Here is an 18,878-nt window from a genome sequence, read left to right on the forward strand (position 1 = left end):
GATAAAGCCAGTGATCGGGACGAGTTCTGCACTCCCCCATCCGCCCGCGAAAGCAATGAAGCTGCACAGTCAAGAGGCAATCCCTGATTTTCAGGCCGAAGTCTGAAACCGGGAAAGCAATTTGATTAATTAGCTTTAATCGGCCCTGCTCCGCTATTTAAAAATTCCCGGCTACGCCTGACTATCGAGATAATCTTCGTAATTGCCATTAAAATCGACAATGCCGGACGGTGTTAGTTCTATAATCCGCGTTGCCAGAGACGATACGAATTCCCGGTCATGACTGACGAAAATCAGGGTGCCTGGATAATTTTCCAGAGCTGTATTGAGCGATTCTATGGATTCCATATCCAGATGGTTAGTGGGTTCATCCATGACCATAATATTATTTCTCTGCAGTATCAGTTTGCCAAAAATCATGCGTCCCTGTTCGCCGCCGGAAATAACCTTGACGGACTTATGAATATCGTCCTGCGAAAATAACAGCCGGCCTAAAGTGCCGCGTATGGCTTGATCGTCATCCGAGTCCTTGCGCCATTGCCCCATCCATTCGATCAATGACATATCGTCGGTAAAATCGTCGGCATGATCCTGGGCAAAATAACCCACTTCCGAGTTTTCGGACCACTTGACTTCACCGGCATCGGCTGTTAAATCGCCCACCAGTGTCCGCAGCAACGTGGATTTTCCAATGCCGTTGGGGCCGATCACGGCGATGCGCTCCCCGACCGCAATCATCAGATCCAGGTTTTTGAATAAAGGCTGTTCATCATAGCCTTTACTTAATCCCTGAACTTCCAGCGCCAAACGGTGCAGCTTTCTGGTTTGATCAAAGCGGATAAAAGGATTGGCGCGGCTTGAAGGTTTAACTTCATCCAGCTTGATTTTTTCGAGTTGCCTGGCGCGCGAAGTGGCCTGTTTGGCTTTTGATGCATTAGCGGAAAAGCGGCTGACAAAGGTTTGCAGCTCGGCAATCTGGGCTTTTTTCTTGGCGTTTCCAGCCAGCAGGCGCTGCCGCACTTCAGTAACGGCGGTCATATATTCATCATAGTTGCCGGGGTAAACACGCAATTCGCCATAATCCAGATCGGCCATGTGGGTGCAGACGCTGTTTAAAAAATGGCGGTCATGGGAGATGATTATCATCGTGCAGTTACGCTCGTTAAGTATGTTTTCCAGCCAGCGTATGGTATTGATGTCAAGATTGTTGGTAGGCTCATCCAGCAGCATAATATCGGGGTTTGCGAACAGCGCCTGCGCCAGCAGCACTCGAAGTTTCCAGCCCGGAGCTACCGTGCTCATGGGGCTAAAATGCTGTTCCAATGGAATATCCAGACCCAGCAATATCTCCCCTGCTCTCGATTCGGCCGTATAGCCGTCCATTTCGGCAAACTCCACTTCCAGTTCGGCAACCTGCATGCCTTCTGCTTCAGTCATTTCCGGCAGAGCGTAAATGCGGTCGCGTTCCTGTTTGACTTTCCAGAGCTCTTTATGACCCATAATAACCGTGTCAATAACGCTGGATTCTTCAAATGCAAATTGGTCCTGGCGCAGATTGCCCAGCCGTTCGTTGGGACTCACGCTGACATTGCCCGCTGAGGGTTCAAGATCGCCGCTTAATATTTTCATCAGGGTCGATTTTCCGCAACCGTTTGCGCCGATCAGACCGTAACGGTTGCCGTCTCCGAATTTGACGGAGATATTTTCAAACAGGGGTTTAGCCCCGAACTGCATGGTAATGTTAGCTGTAGAAATCAAGATAAGTTCCGAAGATTAAAGGTAAAAAAGGCTTTGGTTGGCAAGATTATGAATTCACCACGAAAAGCACGGAGATCACGAAGAAGGCAATAATAATCTTCGTGGACTTCGTGCTCTTCTTAGTGAATATAAGAAATAATTTAATGTTTTCAAGCACGCGAGGTTGTGCTTGCGAATATTTTACAGTAACAACTTATCTTCAATGGCTATAAATCGTTCAGTTGCATTTATCAGTGAAGGGGCGGTCAGCGCCGGCACGCCATACACCTCTGTTGCTACATGATAAGCGTTTCTGATTTTATTTAACAGCAAGTCAAAATCTCCATCTCCTGATAAAAGAATAATGACATTGACCTCGGGCGCGTACTCGATAACATCCAGAGTAATGCCCACGTCCCAGTCGCCTTTCGCAGAGCCGTCCATACGCTGGATATAGGGTTTCAGTTTCACTTCAAAACCGATATTTCTGAGTATCTGCTGGAAGCCCTGCTGCTTGCTGTCGCCTTTGTCGATGGCATAAGCAAACGCCGCCACAAGCTCCCTGTTGGCAGTGGCCTGAGACCAGAAGGCATGGTAATTAAAATGCCGTTGATAGCTCTCTTTAACAGTGTAATAAATATTCTGCACATCGGCAAAGATAGCGACTTTTTCCCTGTGCATGACGGCTCGCAGTGAAATTTATCCGGACTACTTAAGCTGAACAGCAATAGTCAGCAGGCGGTTTGGCTTTTACAGTGAATTTGGCGTTGGCAGGTAGTTTAAAAAATTCGCCGGTTTTTATGCTTTGCCACTGCTCTGCTTCAGGCAGTAAAACATCAAGATCAGCATTGATCATTTTTATCGCTTCCTTGTCGGCAGTATTAAACATGTAGTCATCAAACAGCATGAATCCCAGCTTTTTTAACGTACCGTCGCCTAGATGAAGCATCCGGCTGCTGACATTGCCATTGAAATAAATATTAACTTTCCTGATAACCGACACGTTATTAAATTCTGACATTGATTGTTCTTTGGCAAGAAGAAATTAGTAAGACCGCATGATACCAGAATGTTGAGCAATGAATGTGTATTGCGGACTAATGTTGCCAAAGATAGTAGCTGAGTAGCTGGGAAAGCACGCGGTTTAATCAATATTCCTTGCTGATATTAGACCTCGGCCTTCAGGCCGAAAGGCGCGCCCCGCAACAAGCGAAGCGACGTTGCTTTCTGGGGCGAGGAGTGGGAGTGGGATGCAGGCCCAATCATTGGCTTCATCCTGCAGGGAGGTTTCCTTATGGCTTTTTATATCAATTCAAGAAATCTTGGATCCGCAACAGCCGCGAGCGACCCCCCTTTTTTTAAGACTGAAGGCTTTCTGATTAATTTTGCTTGAAATTAATTATCGTTTATACCAAAACCTGAAAATTTCCTGCTTTAAACCCTTTGTCCGCAACTGTTTTTTTAAGATAGTCTAATCTTAAGATTTAATAAAATTCTTTAAATTCTGAGTAATTCATGTCAAAAGCTTTATCATCATCGGAATATCTCAAACGAAATTTTATTTCTTCTCTAGTCATTATCTGCGCCGTCATCGGCGCCTCTTCCCTGTTGGTAATGATGTTGAGCGATTCATTCAATCACTGGGGAATAATACTGACTGAGCGGCAGGATACCGTCTTTGACACGGCCCTAATGACGATGCTGAGCACGCTGCTTTTATGGCTTTTTTCACTGCGTCCCCTGCTGCTGAAAATCGGCCGCATTCAGGCGCAGGCAGAAGAGCAGGCGCGCCTGAATTCAGATCTTCACTCGGCTTTGGATGCTCATGCCCTGGTCAGTATTGCCGATATCGAGGGTAAAATATTTTATGTCAATGACAAATTCTGCAAAATTTCCGGCTATACGCAAAAAGAACTTATCGGCCAGGATCATCGTATCGTTAATTCCGGCTATCATGATAAGGACTATATTCGCAACCTGTGGCGTACTCTTGCCAGAGGACACCATTGGAAAGGCGAATTTTGCAATCGCAGCAAAAACGGCGCTTTATACTGGGTAGACAGCACCATTGTGCCTTTGTGGGGAAAGGATGGCAAGCCGTGCCAATACATTTCGATACTTCGCAATATTACCGTAGCAAAAGAGCATGAAGCTAAACTGACAGCGCTCAAACTCGCGCTTGATGCCTGTAGCGAAATGATCTTTATTACCGATCCCCAAGGCTATATCCAATACGCTAATCCTGCTTTATACCTGTCAGCAGGCTGGACCGGGGAAAATTTTCCGGGGCGCCGGCCGAACCTTCTGAATAGCCCTAATGCTGATCAAAAAATTCTAGCCGAGATGCAGGAAAGGCTCGGCTGTGGTGAAGGCTGGTCGGGTCAATTACTCAACCGGCGCCGTAATAACAGCCTGTCCGCAAAGCAAGCCCCGGCCAGCGAAACCCCAGACTATTGGGCGCAAATCAACATTACCCCGATTCTGAACACAGACGGCACATTAGTCGGTTACGTCCAGATTCAGCAAGATATCACTGAGCAGATACAACGCGAAGCGGAGCTGCAAATAGTACAGGAAGACGCTACAGCTCGACTGCATATTGCCGAAGCATTGCAATTAACTCAGCCGTTAAGCCAGCGCTTTGCTCATGTGCTGGATATTTTATTCGAGCTCAAAGGCATCGACAAGCAGCATAAAGGCGGCATATTTCTGAAAGCGCCAGGCGAAGATTATCTGGACAGCTTCGTGCTGCAAGGAGAATCTGGCGAAGAGTTTATGGCTGGAGAAAAACATATTCCCGTGGATGCCGATATATGGAATAGCGCCTTTCTTTCCGGCAAGCTTTTCATTGCCGAGCAGTGTTTTTGCAATTCCTGTCAACGCATACAAGCTCATGGACATTATATCGTGCCCATTGCCGCCGGCGAAGATATCTTCGGTATATTGTTTTTATATACCGATTCTTTTCCGTCTCAAAGCGATAACCGTATCACTCTGCTCAGGGAAATAGGAGAAAAAATGGCGCTCGCCGTGTTGCGGGAGCAAGCCAAAGCAGCGCTTGAATCGGCGCGTGATGAAGCCGTGCATGCCGCGCTTATAAAAAGCGAGTTTCTAGCCAATATGAGCCATGAAATCCGCACTCCGATGAATGGAGTTCTCGGCATACTGGATATTTTAAAAGACTCAAAGCTGTCGCCGGAACAATCTGATCTGGTGCAAATGGCGGCCAATTCAGCCGAGGCATTGCTGGATATCATCAATGATATTCTGGATTTTTCCAAACTTGAGGCGGGCAAAATTGAAATTGAGCATATTGAGTTCGAGTTGCCTGCCCTGGTAGAGGATGTCTGCTCGCTTTTGGCGGGCCGTGCGCATGCCAAGGGCCTGGAATTAAACTGCTTTCTGCCGATGAATCTGCCATTGAGGTGGCAAGGCGATCCCACGCGTATCCGCCAGGTACTCACTAACCTGATAGGTAATGCCGTTAAATTTACCGATCAGGGCGAGATATCGGTAAAGGCCAGTATGGCTGAATCGATGGAAGAAAAATCAGGGCTGCGCTTTAGTGTAAAGGATACCGGCATCGGCATTTCCACCGAAGTACAGGCGCGATTATTTCAGGCTTTTTCTCAAGCCGACAGTTCTACCGCCCGCCGTTTCGGAGGAACAGGCTTAGGTCTTTCTATCAGCAGGAGCTTGGTCTATCTTATGGGAGGGGAAATTGGGGTAGAAAGTGTTTTGGGATTCGGAACCAGATTCTGGTTTACCCTGCCCTTAAAGCCTTCGAATATTAATACTCCGCCTCCTCTTCTCGATATCGCCGGCAAACGCGCACTCATCGTAGATGACAACGCCACTAATCGCATTATTCTGGAGCACTATCTAAGCCACTGGGGTATCGCCGCCAAAGCAGTGGATAACGCCCCGGCCGCATTAAGCGAGCTGGAAGCCGCCGTTTCGAATAACAGGCCTTTTGATATTTTGCTTTCGGATCTGCATATGCCCGGAATGGACGGGCTTGCGTTGATAAAAGCAATAACCGAACGACCCGCTATCGCGGCCATACCGCGTTTATTATTAACCTCAGGAGCTTGTGGGGATAATAAAACAAGATCAGCACTGGGAATTGCCCAAAGTCTGTTAAAGCCGGTGCGTCAATCCCAACTCTTCAACGCCATTAGCGCCGCCATACAGCCTTCCGCCCGGCAGCCGTTGCCAGCAAGTAAAACGAAGACACCGCTGCCTGACTACAGTGGTAAAAAAATCTTGGTAGTAGAAGACAACCAGGTTAACCAGAAAGTAATACTTTCCCTGCTTGCCAAATTTAATCTTAAACCCGATCTTGCTGAAAACGGACGGCTGGCGCTGGAGCAACTGAAGCGGCAAACTTATGATCTCATATTAATGGATTGCCAAATGCCGGTTATGGACGGCTATGAGGCTACCCGCCTGTTGCGGGCGCGGGAAATAGTCGAAGGCTGCTCTTTTCGCCTTCCGGTAGTCGCGCTTACCGCTCATGCTGTATCCGGGGAACGAGAAAAATGTCTGAGCGCGGGAATGGATGATTATCTGAGCAAACCTATTGTGCGCAATGAATTAGCCGCGGCATTATCGCGCTGGCTGGCTGAGGACGCAGCAGGCAGGCCGGACGCATCTTGCCATGCTGATGCCATACCGGAAAAACCGGCCCCGATTTTTTGGGATAAAGCCACCGCCCTCAATCGCCTGGAAGGCGATGAAGAACTTCTGGCTGAAATGATTGCGCTATTTCTGCAGGATGCTCCCTTAAGGCTGAGCGAGCTGAATGAAGCCCTGCTGCAGAATAATTATCTCGCGCTGGCCGATGCGGCTCATGCAGTCAAGGGAATGGCAGTGCATTTTTGCGCAGCAACAGTTATTTCTCTTGCATCCGAACTCGAACAAAATGCTCGTACTCATACCAACATGGCCGGACTTCGGCTGATGACGGAACAATTGAGTGAGGCTACCCGCAATCTGATCGAGAACCTGCTGCAAAAACAAGGACAGCCTTATGAACAACGAATTTAATTTCCATGAACTGAAAGCCGCCGATCGCCTGCCCTCCCCTTCCGGAACCGCACTGGCTATCATGCAACTCGTGCAACGCGAAAATTCGACTGCCCAGCAGGTGGCGCATTTAGTCCAGAGCGATCCGGCCTTGAGCGGCCGAGTCTTGCGTTTTGTCAATTCCGCCGCGTTCGGGGTAGGAAGATCTATCGCCAGCGTTCAGGAAGCCGTATTAATGATGGGTATGCAGGCAGTCCGTAACTTTGCGCTAAGCCTTTCCCTAATCGGTATCCAGCATAATAGCCGTTGTCAGGGATTCGATTACGCCCTCTACTGGTCAGACTCCCTGCTGCTGGCCGTAGCTATTGCCAGCATTACCGCTCGCGAGCGCACTGTTGCCCCCGAAGAAGCGTTTACCTTGGGACTGCTCGCAGACATCGGTCGTCTTGCTTTGGCGACTGCATGGCCGGAAACTTATGGCGAATGTTGTAATCCCGCACAGGCCGATAGAATTCTCGCCATGGAGCAGGAGCGTTTTGCAATTGATCATGAAACCTTGAGCCTGATGCTGCTAGCCGACTGGGGATTGCCGGGGATATTTCTGGATGCGCTGAAACATAGTCTGGACTCGGAAATAAGAGAGCTGTCAAGAGCGGCCCGTTTTGCCAGACAATTGGCTTTCGCCCGGCACATAGTTCATTATTGTTTAGCCAATGAGGCTAATCAAGCAGTCCTGTGGCCCACTTTAGAAACGGAAGCAAGTCAGCATGCCCTGGACAAGACAGCTTTGTTAAAGCTCACTGATGAGATAATCATGAATTGGCACGATTGGGGAAAACTGATTGGACTGAAAACGGCTATTCGTCATGACTTGCCGGAAAAACCCATAGCCACGAAAGAGACTTTACCAGGCCTGAACTTGTTGCTCGTGGATGACGACGCCATGATGCTTGCCCGCCTTTCCAAACAACTTGCAGCGGCGGGGCATAGTGTTCAAGTTTGCAGGAACGGCGAGCTGGCGCTGAAATATGTAATTGAGCATAATCCCCATCTTGTGATCACAGATTGGCGCATGAAGCCCACAGATGGAATTCAGCTCTGCAAAATCCTGCGCGCTTCAAACTTTGGAAAAAATATTTATTTTATCATGCTTACCGCTACTGAAAGTGAGGATGCCTTAGTGGAAGCTTTCGATGCCGGAATTGACGATTATGTGACCAAGCCTGTCAGTCTGCGGGTGCTTTTGGCCCGCGTCCAGGCCGGGCAGCGTATTATTATGCTGCAGCAGGAGCTTGAAAAGGAGCGCCGAAACATTGAACGCTATTCGGCTGAATTGTCGGTAGCTAACCGGCGCCTTGAACATATGGCAAATACGGATCTGCTTACGGATTTACCCAACCGCCGCCATGCCATGAGCCGATTGCAGGAAGAGTGGACAATGGCGCAAAAGTTCCAACGCCCCTTGAGCATTTTAATGCTGGATCTGGACTATTTCAAATCGGTAAACGATACGCTGGGCCATAACATCGGGGACAAGGTATTGGCGCATACAGCCAATATCATACGCGAAACTTTGCGCGTCAACGACCTTCCGTGCAGGCTGGGGGGCGAAGAATTTCTGGTGATTGCTCCCAATACTGATACTGCCGCCGCCCTGCAATTAGCCGAGCGTATTCGCCGCGGCATTGAAAAAAACCAGCTAGTAAAAATTGCATTTACCCGCCCTGTTACCATCAGTATCGGCGTAGCTACTTCCACAGCAGCCAAACCGGATTGGGAAGATCTGATAAATCTTGCAGATCAGGCTTTGTATCGGGTAAAGCGAGGCAATCGTAACGGTGTTCAGCTCGCCCAACAGTAACTTTTTTAATATTTTTGTTTCTAGAGCTTTTACTGGATAATCTCTCTTACTTTATCCCCTTATCTTCACCTTCAAATAAAGTTTACGAGAAAATTGAGGAAAAATATAAAAGGTAAAATCCGTTATTTTATTCGGCAGAGTTGAAGTTAAAGCTTTCAAAAAAGCATTTTCCTCTGATAATCACTTGTATCCGGTCAATTCAACATAGCCCTGACCTGAAATTGATTTGCCGTTTTTTATACCTTTGACGCTGACAGCCCCTTCCCAATAACGATAGCTGACATTGAGTTCCTGATCGTTGATTAAGGGAATAACATCCACTTCAAGATTCTGGCCGGGTATGGATAAATGCCATTTAGAGGGATAAATACTATGTGAATGAGGGCTCTTCCAGGTATCCAGGACTTTAATTTTTACATCCTGCTTCCTGAGGGTTATTTTCGAGCTGTCTGCCAAAATAACAGAACCGGAACTGTTGCTGTCTTGCTGCCCGTCTTTGCGCCTTAATCGATAGAACATTAATTCACTGTTATCAGCAAACTGGAGCGCGAACCAGTCCCATCCGGCCTGTTCATCCGACAAGGAACTTGTGCTCCATTCCCTGTCCATCCAGCTATCGCCCATAACGGAAAATTTATTGTCCCCAATATTGATGCTTCCCTCCGTCGTTAATCGCGGATAGGAATAATAATAAGAGGCATTGCCGGGTTTTTCACTTTTCCGGCTCAATCCCTGTTCTCCTTGTAAAACCAGGTCCTTTCGCGCCTTAAGTATTAAATCAATAGCAAATTCAGGTCCTTTGGCCTGCAGCCGTAACGGAAAGTCTGAATTGTCCAGGGATGATGCCGACCAGTCATGCAGCCAAACCTGATATTTTTTATTTGATGTTCCCGCCAGATTATTACCCGTACGGCTAAATCGTTCATCAGTATAAAAATGGTTCTCCTCTACATCCGTCACGGTAAAGTGCGCCATATACAGTTGATTGTTGCGCCAGACAGATTTTGAGGGTGGAGTATCGGCCTTCAAAGCGAAGCGAAAAAAAGTCAGCTCATAACCAAACTTTCGGCCATAGGGATTTTTCAGATTACCTGTGAAATACCACCATTCGGTCCGGTATCGATTGTGCGCGCCGTGATCGGCTGGAAACGAGAATTTTCGAGGCTTTAACGCATGGGCAAAATTTTCCTCCTCATCCCGAGACAATATCTGGCCAAAAGAGCCATCCTCGGCAGGAGGAGTAAGCATTGAAAATGTGAAAGTCTGCCGCCAGAAAATTATCAGAAAGGCAAGCAACACTATCGCCAGAACAATAAACTTCCTCTCTCTCATTCTATGCGCAAGGCCTCGGCTGGCTTGATTCGAGCCATTTTCAGGGCTGGAAAAATTCCGGCAAGAACTGCTGCGATGAAGGCCAAAGCCAGGCCTTGATACACTACCATGGGATCAAAATGGAACGCCATGGTCCAGCCGAATGAGCGTTCATACACCACAAAAATCAATACATAAGCTACGACATAACCGACAGGAATGGCAAATAGCCCGGCAATCAGCCCCATCAAGCCGGTTTCACCGATGACCAAAAATGTTAATTGCCTTCGTGTCAGACCTATAGCGCGTAAAATCCCCAACTGCCGGGTTCGCTCAAACTGCAAAGCCATCAAGGTACTCAAAACGCCGACAAAAGCGACCGCTGCCGACAGCCAGCGTAATGTTTCAGTAACAGTAAAAGTCTGCTCAAATACTTCCATGGAGGCTTTATAAATATCCTTATCAGATTTTACCGATTGTTGCCCGGTCAGTAATTTATACAGCTGATTTTCAAGCTGTTTTAGATCTGTATGCTTCCTGGCATATACGCCGATGCCGGAATATCCTAAATCAGGCCAATACCGTTGGTAATTTTGCCGGCTCATGCTCAAATGCCCTTGATCCCCGCTATAATCTGCATAAACGGCTATAACTTCAAAAGGTTGTTTGCCTTTGTCAGTCTGCAACAGAATTTCTTGACCTATCCTGATAGCATGATAATACGCATAAGGCTCAGTTACCATGACTGTCTGCTGCTGCTCAAATCTGTCCCAAAGGTCGTCATTAACCTTATCCTTGAATATGAAGCCTTTGCGGGACTGCGGATTCAGTTCGAATACAGACACTTTGGTAAATTCATCATTAGCGATAAGTTTAGTGTGCAATGCGCTACTGAGCATTTGCACATCAGGCAGGTCAGCCAGCCTTTTCTTTAGTTGATGTTCCTCAATAGCCCTCCCGCCTATTATCTTCTCGCCCGGCAGAGTCACATAAAGATCTGCTGCCAAACTGGCTTGCACCCATTCTGTCACCGTCTGGCGCAAACTGCCTATCATTAATTCCATGCCGATCGTTGCCGAAACGGCAATCATCAATGCGGCCACGGCAATGCCTGTTCGGCTGATCTCGGACGAAATCGTACGTACAGGCAAGCGTCCGGCAATGCCGAGGAAACGCCCGAAAAGTTTATCCGTCATCTGGACGAGCCCCAAAGTAAAAGCCGGTGTCAACAAGGCAAATCCAAACACTATAATGAAAATGCCGGCCAACCCCCAGCTAACGCTTTGAGCTGAAGAAAGCGCCAAAGCCAGCCCGCCGGCTATTAATATGAAACCTGTTAGCTTCGCCCCGCTGACTAGCTGGCGAGTACTTGATTCCAGCCCGGATCTGATTAATACTGTAGCAGGCGGAAATCGGGTTGCTTCCCAGGCTGGAGGCAAGACAGCCACGAGTGTAGCGGCAATTCCCAGAAAAACGCCTTTGCCTATTTGCGCCGGCCTAATTATTAACGAGGTGGCATCGACGCGGAAATAAATCGCGTTAATGGTTTCCGAGACCATATACAACAAGCTTTGCCCCAATGCGATACCCAGCGCAATGCCAATCAGCGTGCCGATAATCGCCAATAAAAAAGCTTCGCCTATAATCAATTTAAAAATCTGCCGACGAGTAATTCCGATAGACCGCAAACAGCCAATTAATCGCCGCCGCTGCATAACAAGAAAAGTCATGGTGTTATAAATCAAAAACATGCCTACCAGTAAGGAAAGCAATCCCAATGCCTTTAAATTGATTGAAAATGCCCGGGTCATTTCTCTCATGGATTGTGATTGACTATCGACGGAAACAAACAATGCAGAGCCTGGCAATAACTTGAGTATTTTTGTCAGGGTTTCCGGCTCGTAGTTATCCATTAAAACTTCAATTGAGCTGAGCCGGCCAAACAGCCCCAACACTTCCTGAGCTGTGGCAATATCGGTAATTATCAGCTTGGCCAAAACCTGTTCTGAAATAGCATTGTTGGCCTGCAAAAAGCCAATGATTTTTAAGTCCTGCTTCCCGCTATCGCTAACAATTGTAAACTCATCATTGATTTTCAAGTGCAGACTGCGGGCTGTTTTATCGCTTATAAGAACAGTATTTGGCTCGACAACCAAACGCGCCAGGAGAGCCGCTCTTTGATTCTTGCTTTGCTCTTGTTGCCAGACCGGTTTAAATGATTTTTCAATAAACGGATCGATGCCAATTAACTTAAAACTATTATTAGTCTGCTTCGCCAACTGAACATAACCACTTACCACGGGCGATAATTTTTTTATGCCCTGCCCCACTCTAAGTTGCGTATACAGTTTTTCATCAAGCCCCCCCTCGCTGGCTATAATTCTATGGGTCGCAGTTCCGGAAAATGCCTTGCCCGCCTGATCAAAGGCTGTTAGAGAACTTTCCATTGCCAGATCAATAGAAATGACTACGGCAACGCCTAGCGCAATCCCCACTATAGCCAATGCCAGTTGCCAAGGGTGCTGCAATAAAAAATTAAGACTGGATTTATTAAGTATGGTGCTCATAACTGACGTAGTTATTTACGCTACTCCAAGGCTTGGGCAGTGGATAAAAAGGCTTATTTTCGACGGTAACAGCTTTTTGTCATCAATTCTGCTTAACTGATTACTAGGCTTTTATTTTTGATAGAAAAAACTCGATCCGCTTTACCGATGACTTCCTGGCTATGAGTTACCATAATCATAGTTTTGCCTGCTTTTCTGACTAATATATCCAGTAATTCCAGTACTTGCTGGCCGGTATCCAGATCCAGATTACCGGTGGGTTCATCCGCCAGAATCACATCCGGATCATGAATCAGAGCTCGAGCTATCGCAACCCGTTGCTGTTCACCGCCTGATAATCTGTCAGGATAACTGTCAAGCCGATCAGCAAGGTTTAGTTTAGCAAGTAATTCAGTGACATTATCCCTCTCCTTTTGGGTAATGCGCCTGATCAGTTCCAGGGGAAGCAGAAGATTTTCCGCAACGGTCAAGGTAGGAATCAAATTATAGGACTGGAAGACAAAACCAATATGATGACGACGAAACAAAGTGCGGTCGTGTTCGGAAAGGCCGGTAATATTAGTATTGTTTATAATGATTTTGCCCTTGTCAGGGCAATCAATTCCACTGATAAGGTTTAAAAATGTCGATTTACCGGAACCGCTACGGCCAAGCAAAACAATAAACTCACCCCTGTTTACGCTCAGATTTAATTCTTTAAAAATGTCGTGCCGCAGCCCCGACTCGTGATAGCTTTTACTGAGCTCAGTAATTATTATAGCTGCTTCTGCTTGCATATCGCTTTAAGGTAATACAATTTTTAAAGCATAACAGATTCCTGTTGGTTAGGCAGCGAATGATTGCGTTCACTTTACTTTGACTTATTATTCCTGATCAAAGAAACTTCTGATTTTTATACCGAAGTGCTTTTTTATTACATCGATAAGACAAGGCCATAAATGCTATTTTCGACAAGACCCCTCTCAACGCGCAAATTTGACGGATAGTTAATAACTAAAGATTCAATTAAAAGAAATTTTTAATTGTTTGTTTCTTTACCGCAATTTTATCAAATCACCTCGCTGGTTTCAGACTTCGGCCTGAATACCGGAAATTGCCTCCAGCCTGCACAGATGCGTTGCTTGCGTGGGCGCGGATGGGAGGGATAGGGCCCCGTCCCAATCATGGGCTTCATCACCAACGGGATGTTGCGTTATTGCCAAAACAGATGCAAATCCAATTTTAATAATTAACCAGGGATTGTTTGATTACTTAAAGATTACAGGGCTAAAATTAACACTTGGTAAAGTGTATGTAACCTCAATCAAAGCATTAAATATGGACAAGGATAAAGAAACAGAACTTTTCCGCTTCCTACAAGATGCTGGGAAACAGACCCGTCGAGGCTATAGTGATTTCTTTAATTGGCCTACAGACAGAGAACTTGAGGAATGGAGTATAGTTGATACCTTAAAAAGATCTCTGGAGAAATCAAAAGCCGGATTTTTTGAGCAAATCACCTCAAGGGGCCGAGGCAACGACCCGCCGGACTGCGAAGCAACCTTGTTTAATGGCAGAAAACTGGGTATAGAGGTGACCGAACTCGTTGATCAGCAAGCTATCATGGCTTATAAAAATGGTGATGTCGATCAGTGGGCTGAATGGAGCCAGGAAAAGCTGATAAACTCCATTACCACACGCCTTAAAGCTAAAGACATATCCAAAAATATTAAGGGCGGCCCTTATGATATCTATATGGTTATTATTCATACTGATGAGCCTATTCTGAATTTTGATTATATTTTTCCAATATTGTCACCTTACATATTTGAATTTTATTCGATTATAGACCGAGCTTTCCTCTTAATGTCATATGATCAGAAGTATAAATTATGCCCTTATATTGAACTGAATATATCAAACTAGACATATTCATGCTTCAAGCTTTAAACATGGCCGTATAATAAGCTATTCTGCCGGTCACGAGACTGGTTGTAGTAATTTAACGCTATAAGATTGAAGATTAATACTCTATCAAAACCGTGTTTTTATTGAGATTATTTGAAAGTAGCTGAATCATATTTATGATCGTGAAACGCTTGAAAACAAGTTCGAAACCAGGATTTGAATATTTAAAATCCCCATCTTTTAGCATTGAATGAAAGGCAACAGCGATTGATTAAATTTCCGCCCGTTCCATGAAACCTTTTAAAAAGCCTGACCCGATAAAGATTATTCAGCTTTAAAAACAAATGATTTAAAATTGCCAGGCAACCCGGCATCAGACTTTACCCTAATACTCCAATCCCTATGGAGGCGTTCTCTTCCACTTATCTTGAGCAATATTCATTTGACTTATAAAACTGCAAATATTCTTGATAGTGCCAAGTAGTTCTCGGAAATCCTGTAAATATTCATTATTCTTTTTAAAACAAATAAAATGGAATTATGCCTAAATGAGATGTGTGCAATGATTGATGAGAGCAGGGAGAATATAGAAAATATAAAAATAGCAGCTCAATCAATTCTGAAACATGAAATCAAACAGCTACAACTCGTGCCGTCTGTCGCTATTAAACTGTTGAAGCTGACAAATGACGATAACGCCCGAATTCAAGATTTATCCAGGATTATAGAAACAGAACCGACCTTGGCAGCAAAAGTACTTAGAAATGTTAATTCTGCTGCATACGCCTTGCCAAAAAAAATAACCTCGATTAATCGAGCGGTTAATATTCTCGGCTTTTCCGCGGTCCGCCAGATTGCCCTGGCGCTGTTATTTTATAACAAAATGATAAAACATATATCCAGGCAAAAATTTAACCAATTATTTTTCTGGCAACATTGCCTGTTTGTAGCTTCCTTAAGCAGAGAAATTGCTGTGGCCCTCAAGCATCCGGACCCTGATCTGGTATATACGGCCGGGCTTATACACGATATCGGCAAGGTGGTTCTGGAAACTTATGGACGTGTCACCTATAGTGATTTTATTGCTTCCCTGGCTAAAAAAAAATACTCTCTAATAGAACAGGAACGCAGCTTTTTCGGCATAAGCCATACCGAGATGGGTCTTGTTTTTTGCCTGGAATGGCAACTGCCGCCACCCATTACGGCAGTCATTGCCTGTCACCATAACCAGCCGCCGGAAGCCTCCCCTTATGCTGGTTTCAGAACGGAAATAGCCATTGTTTCATTTGCTGACTATATTGCCTGGATGCAGGGCATCGGCTCAATCAAGAGCGATGGGCACCCGGTATTGCAGCATGAAGTTTTGAAAATAATTAATTTGCATCAACTGGACCTTGAGGCCTTGCTCCAGCATGTAGATCAGGAAATGCAAAATACCCGGGAGTTTTATGGCATCCAGTTTCCCAGCGTAACCAAATTACGCGCAACTCTGGTCCAGGCAACTATTAACCTAAGCCAATTAATAACGGATCCTTCTTTTCGCCTTGATTATAATTCCAAAAACAGATTTTCTTCCAGTTTGATAGCTGCTCATCAGAGCTTGAATCCGGATGAATTTTTGCCATGGACTTTGGAAGCAATACAGCGTGACTTTGCTTTCGATCACGTCATTATGCTCAATATCGACCCTAAACGGCGCTGTCTTATGGCCTCTTACTGGTGGCCGACATCAATGTTCACAACCGAGCAGCCTTCTCTGGAAATCAAAATCAGCATTGTTTCAGGCATTTTACTTGACTGTCTTCGGGAAAAAAAAGCGGTCATCGTCAACGACAATGTAGATCGCAACAATCCAATCCTGCAAAGATTAAAAGTTAAGGAATTCATCGCTGTTCCAGTATTACATCATAACCGTCTTATCGGTGTGCTTTATGCGGATAATTCGCAATCAAAAAAGCCAATATACCAAAAACAACTTGCAGAAATTGCTCCTGTTGCGGATCAGTTGGGTATTGCTCTGGTTAAGGCAGAGCAATATGAAATGGAGAAAAAGCGTGCCCAGATTGATCCTTTAACCGAGCTTTTTAATAAAAGAATGATCGACCAGTTTCTGACTCAAATTTTTAAACGCGAGAAATCAAAACGGGAAAATATTGCCATTGGTTTTATTGATATTGACAATTTCAAACAGTTTAACGATGTATGCGGGCATCAGGCTGGAGATGACGCCTTGAAGATTGTTGCGGATATTATGCGTAGTTTAACCCGGCCCGGAGATTTCATTGGCCGCTATGGCGGAGAAGAATTTTTATTCGTCCTGAAAAATACCGATGAAGCAGGCGCTTACGGCTATGCTGAACGTATCAGAACGGAAATTGAACATCGCGGCAAAATCATGAAAAACCGGTTTCATAATCTCGCCCTGACAGTCAGTGTCGGCATTTCTATGTATAATCCCCGGTATTCAAGTTACACTAAAATGGTCGAAATTGCCGATCAGGCTATGTATCGGGCAAAAAATGAAGGCCGCAACAGAATCGTCATGCTGGCGAATACCGCGCCGCCGATAAATTAAAGAGGTTCCCATAAAAACTGGTCATTGAAATACCGTGCCCTACAAAATTGTCATAATTGATTGCCGGATGCCTTCTTGAAACCGACAGCCCGGCAATCAACCGCGTCAGTCAGTGATGGCCTCAAGGCTTTCAGCAGGCTGCATGATTTTATCAAACCTTATTACTTCAGAATACTGTTAGCGATACTCGCGCTGATAATTGCTGCCGCAGCTACACTGGCATTGCCTGTAGCGGTTAGAATGATTATAGATAAGGGCTTTTTGCCGGCGCAAGCAGAAATAATAAACAGTTATTTTTTAATACTCTTAACGATAGTCCTGCTGATTGCAGTTTTTGCCGCCATCCGTTTTTATCTGGTTATGTGGCTGGGCGAGCGTATCGTCGCCGACATCCGTAGCAAAGTTTATCAGCATGTAATTCGAATGGAGCCGCAATTTTTTGAAATCACCCGAACCGGCGAAGTATTATCCAGGCTTACCACCGATACTACGCTCGTGCAAACCGTAGTAGGGGCAGGATTTTCGGTGACTTTGCGCAGTTCCATTATGCTGCTCGGCAGTTTATTTATGCTGGCCATTACCAGTGTTCAATTAACCGCATTAATTTTAATTCTGGTGCCTCTGGTAATTCTGCCGTTATTGGTTTTTGGCCGAAAAGTAAGGCGATTATCGCGAACAACTCAGGATCTTATCGCCGAATCCAGCGCCATCGCAGGCGAAACCCTGAGCGCCGTCAATGTAGTGCAATCCTTTGTGCTGGAAAATTTTTTCAGCCGCCGCTTCGAAAGTTCAGTAACATTGTCTTTTGAGATGGCGCTGACCCGGTTAAAAGCCAGAGCCTTATTATCCGGTTTTGCAGTTTTGATTATTTTTTCTGCCATTATGGGAGTAATCTGGATTGGCGCCCAACTGGTAATTGCCGGGCAAATGAGTATCGGGGAATTAAGTCAGTTCCTTATTTATGCGCTCATTGTAGCAACCAGCACAGCAGCTTTAAGTGAGGTATGGGGAGATGTGCAACGTGCAGCCGGCGCCATGGAACGATTGATGGAGCTATTAAACACTCAATCGGCTTTGCCGGCGCAAGCGAAACCTATCGCCATTAAACACGGCATTACCCATCCCATACATTTTGACAAAGTCGGTTTTAATTATCCTTCCCGGCCCGAACAACAAGCATTAACGGACTTTACCCTAAGCATGTCGCCGGGTGAAACAATCGCCTTGGTAGGTCCCTCCGGCGCCGGAAAGAGTACAGTTTTTCAACTGTTATTACGCTTTTATGATCCACAGCAAGGCAAAATCATTCTGGGCGGCGTCGACATTTCCAAAACTGATATTCACCAGTTACGTGAACAGATCGGTATCGTGCCTCAGGAAACCGTTATTTTTGCAGCCGACGTATGGGAAAATATTCGCTATGGCAAGCTCGATGCCAGTAATGGGGATATTTATACAGCAGCGCAAGCTGCTGCGGCTGATGAATTTATTCAAAAACTTCCTGAAGGCTATAGCACTTTTCTGGGGGAGCGCGGCAGCCGGCTTTCAGGCGGACAGCGTCAGCGAATCGCAATCGCGCGCGCCATATTAAAAAATCCGCCTGTTTTATTGCTCGATGAAGCCACCAGCGCGCTTGATGCGGAAAGTGAGAAACTGGTTCAGGAAGCGATGGAAAAACTGATGAAAAACAGGACTACCCTGGTTATTGCTCATCGTCTTGCCACCGTTCTTAAAGCAAACCGGATTGTGGTAATGAATCATGGAAAAATTGTGGCTATCGGCAAGCATCAGGAGTTACTGAGCCAAGGCGGATTATATGCAAGACTCGCCGCCTTGCAATTTGGCGACTCTTATGACGATCATTTAATCACGCCGTAAGTACATTGCAATCAATACCTCGGCTATTGGCCAA

General features: G+C 45.8%; 11 protein-coding genes. 5 read left to right on the forward strand and 6 right to left on the reverse strand.

What is annotated here, in order from left to right:
* Positions 1-171: 171 nt before the first annotated feature.
* The 3 genes from HUX64_RS01205 to ppnP form a co-directional block, all read right to left on the reverse strand.
* Positions 172-1,758 carry an ABC-F family ATPase gene (locus HUX64_RS01205; protein WP_174624429.1) on the reverse strand — a complete coding sequence of 529 codons (1,587 nt, stop codon included), beginning with the start codon at positions 1,756-1,758 and terminating at the stop codon, positions 172-174.
* A gap of 180 nt (positions 1,759-1,938) precedes the next feature.
* Positions 1,939-2,418: a LabA-like NYN domain-containing protein gene (locus tag HUX64_RS01210; protein ID WP_174624430.1), complete on the reverse strand. Its 480-nt coding sequence runs from the start codon at positions 2,416-2,418 to the stop codon at positions 1,939-1,941.
* Between the two features lie 31 nt (positions 2,419-2,449).
* On the reverse strand, positions 2,450-2,758 hold the full coding sequence (ppnP, locus tag HUX64_RS01215; protein ID WP_174624431.1) for a pyrimidine/purine nucleoside phosphorylase: 309 nt from the start codon (positions 2,756-2,758) through the stop codon (positions 2,450-2,452).
* A 494-nt stretch (positions 2,759-3,252) separates the two neighbouring features.
* On the opposite strand from ppnP, the gene HUX64_RS01220 reads away from it, so the two are divergent.
* The gene (locus HUX64_RS01220) at positions 3,253-6,786 is read left to right on the forward strand and encodes a PAS domain-containing hybrid sensor histidine kinase/response regulator (RefSeq protein WP_174624432.1); all 3,534 of its coding nucleotides are present in this window, start codon (positions 3,253-3,255) and stop codon (positions 6,784-6,786) included.
* A complete protein-coding gene (locus HUX64_RS01225; RefSeq protein WP_174624433.1) occupies positions 6,770-8,626 on the forward strand; it encodes a diguanylate cyclase in 1,857 nt (618 codons plus the stop codon). The genes HUX64_RS01220 and HUX64_RS01225 overlap by 17 nt, the downstream gene beginning before the upstream one ends.
* A 180-nt stretch (positions 8,627-8,806) precedes the next feature.
* Here HUX64_RS01225 and HUX64_RS01230 read toward each other — a convergent pair whose 3' ends face one another.
* The 3 genes from HUX64_RS01230 to HUX64_RS01240 form a co-directional block, all read right to left on the reverse strand.
* A complete protein-coding gene (locus HUX64_RS01230) occupies positions 8,807-9,874 on the reverse strand; it encodes a lipocalin-like domain-containing protein (RefSeq protein WP_246246854.1) in 1,068 nt (355 codons plus the stop codon).
* Positions 9,875-9,954: 80 nt separating this feature from the next.
* Complete coding sequence (locus tag HUX64_RS01235; protein WP_174624435.1) at positions 9,955-12,504, reverse strand: ABC transporter permease; 2,550 nt, start codon at positions 12,502-12,504, stop codon at positions 9,955-9,957.
* A 92-nt stretch (positions 12,505-12,596) separates the two neighbouring features.
* Complete coding sequence (locus tag HUX64_RS01240) at positions 12,597-13,280, reverse strand: ABC transporter ATP-binding protein (RefSeq protein ID WP_174624436.1); 684 nt, start codon at positions 13,278-13,280, stop codon at positions 12,597-12,599.
* Between the two features lie 349 nt (positions 13,281-13,629).
* Between HUX64_RS01240 and HUX64_RS01245 the strand changes: the two genes are divergently transcribed.
* The 3 genes from HUX64_RS01245 (at position 13,630) to HUX64_RS01255 (ending at position 18,844) form a co-directional block, all read left to right on the forward strand.
* On the forward strand, positions 13,630-14,409 hold the full coding sequence (locus HUX64_RS01245) for a hypothetical protein (RefSeq protein ID WP_174624437.1): 780 nt from the start codon (positions 13,630-13,632) through the stop codon (positions 14,407-14,409).
* Positions 14,410-14,953: 544 nt separating this feature from the next.
* Complete coding sequence (locus HUX64_RS01250; protein WP_174624438.1) at positions 14,954-16,966, forward strand: HDOD domain-containing protein; 2,013 nt, start codon at positions 14,954-14,956, stop codon at positions 16,964-16,966.
* A 75-nt stretch (positions 16,967-17,041) separates the two neighbouring features.
* Positions 17,042-18,844, forward strand: a complete 1,803-nt coding sequence (locus tag HUX64_RS01255; RefSeq protein WP_246246855.1) for an ABC transporter transmembrane domain-containing protein — start codon at positions 17,042-17,044, stop codon at positions 18,842-18,844.
* Positions 18,845-18,878: the final 34 nt, after the last annotated feature.

Origin of the sequence: Candidatus Methylobacter favarea, from assembly GCF_902806695.1 — a bacterium.
In the GTDB taxonomy this organism is placed as follows: domain Bacteria; phylum Pseudomonadota; class Gammaproteobacteria; order Methylococcales; family Methylomonadaceae; genus Methylobacter_B; species Methylobacter_B favarea.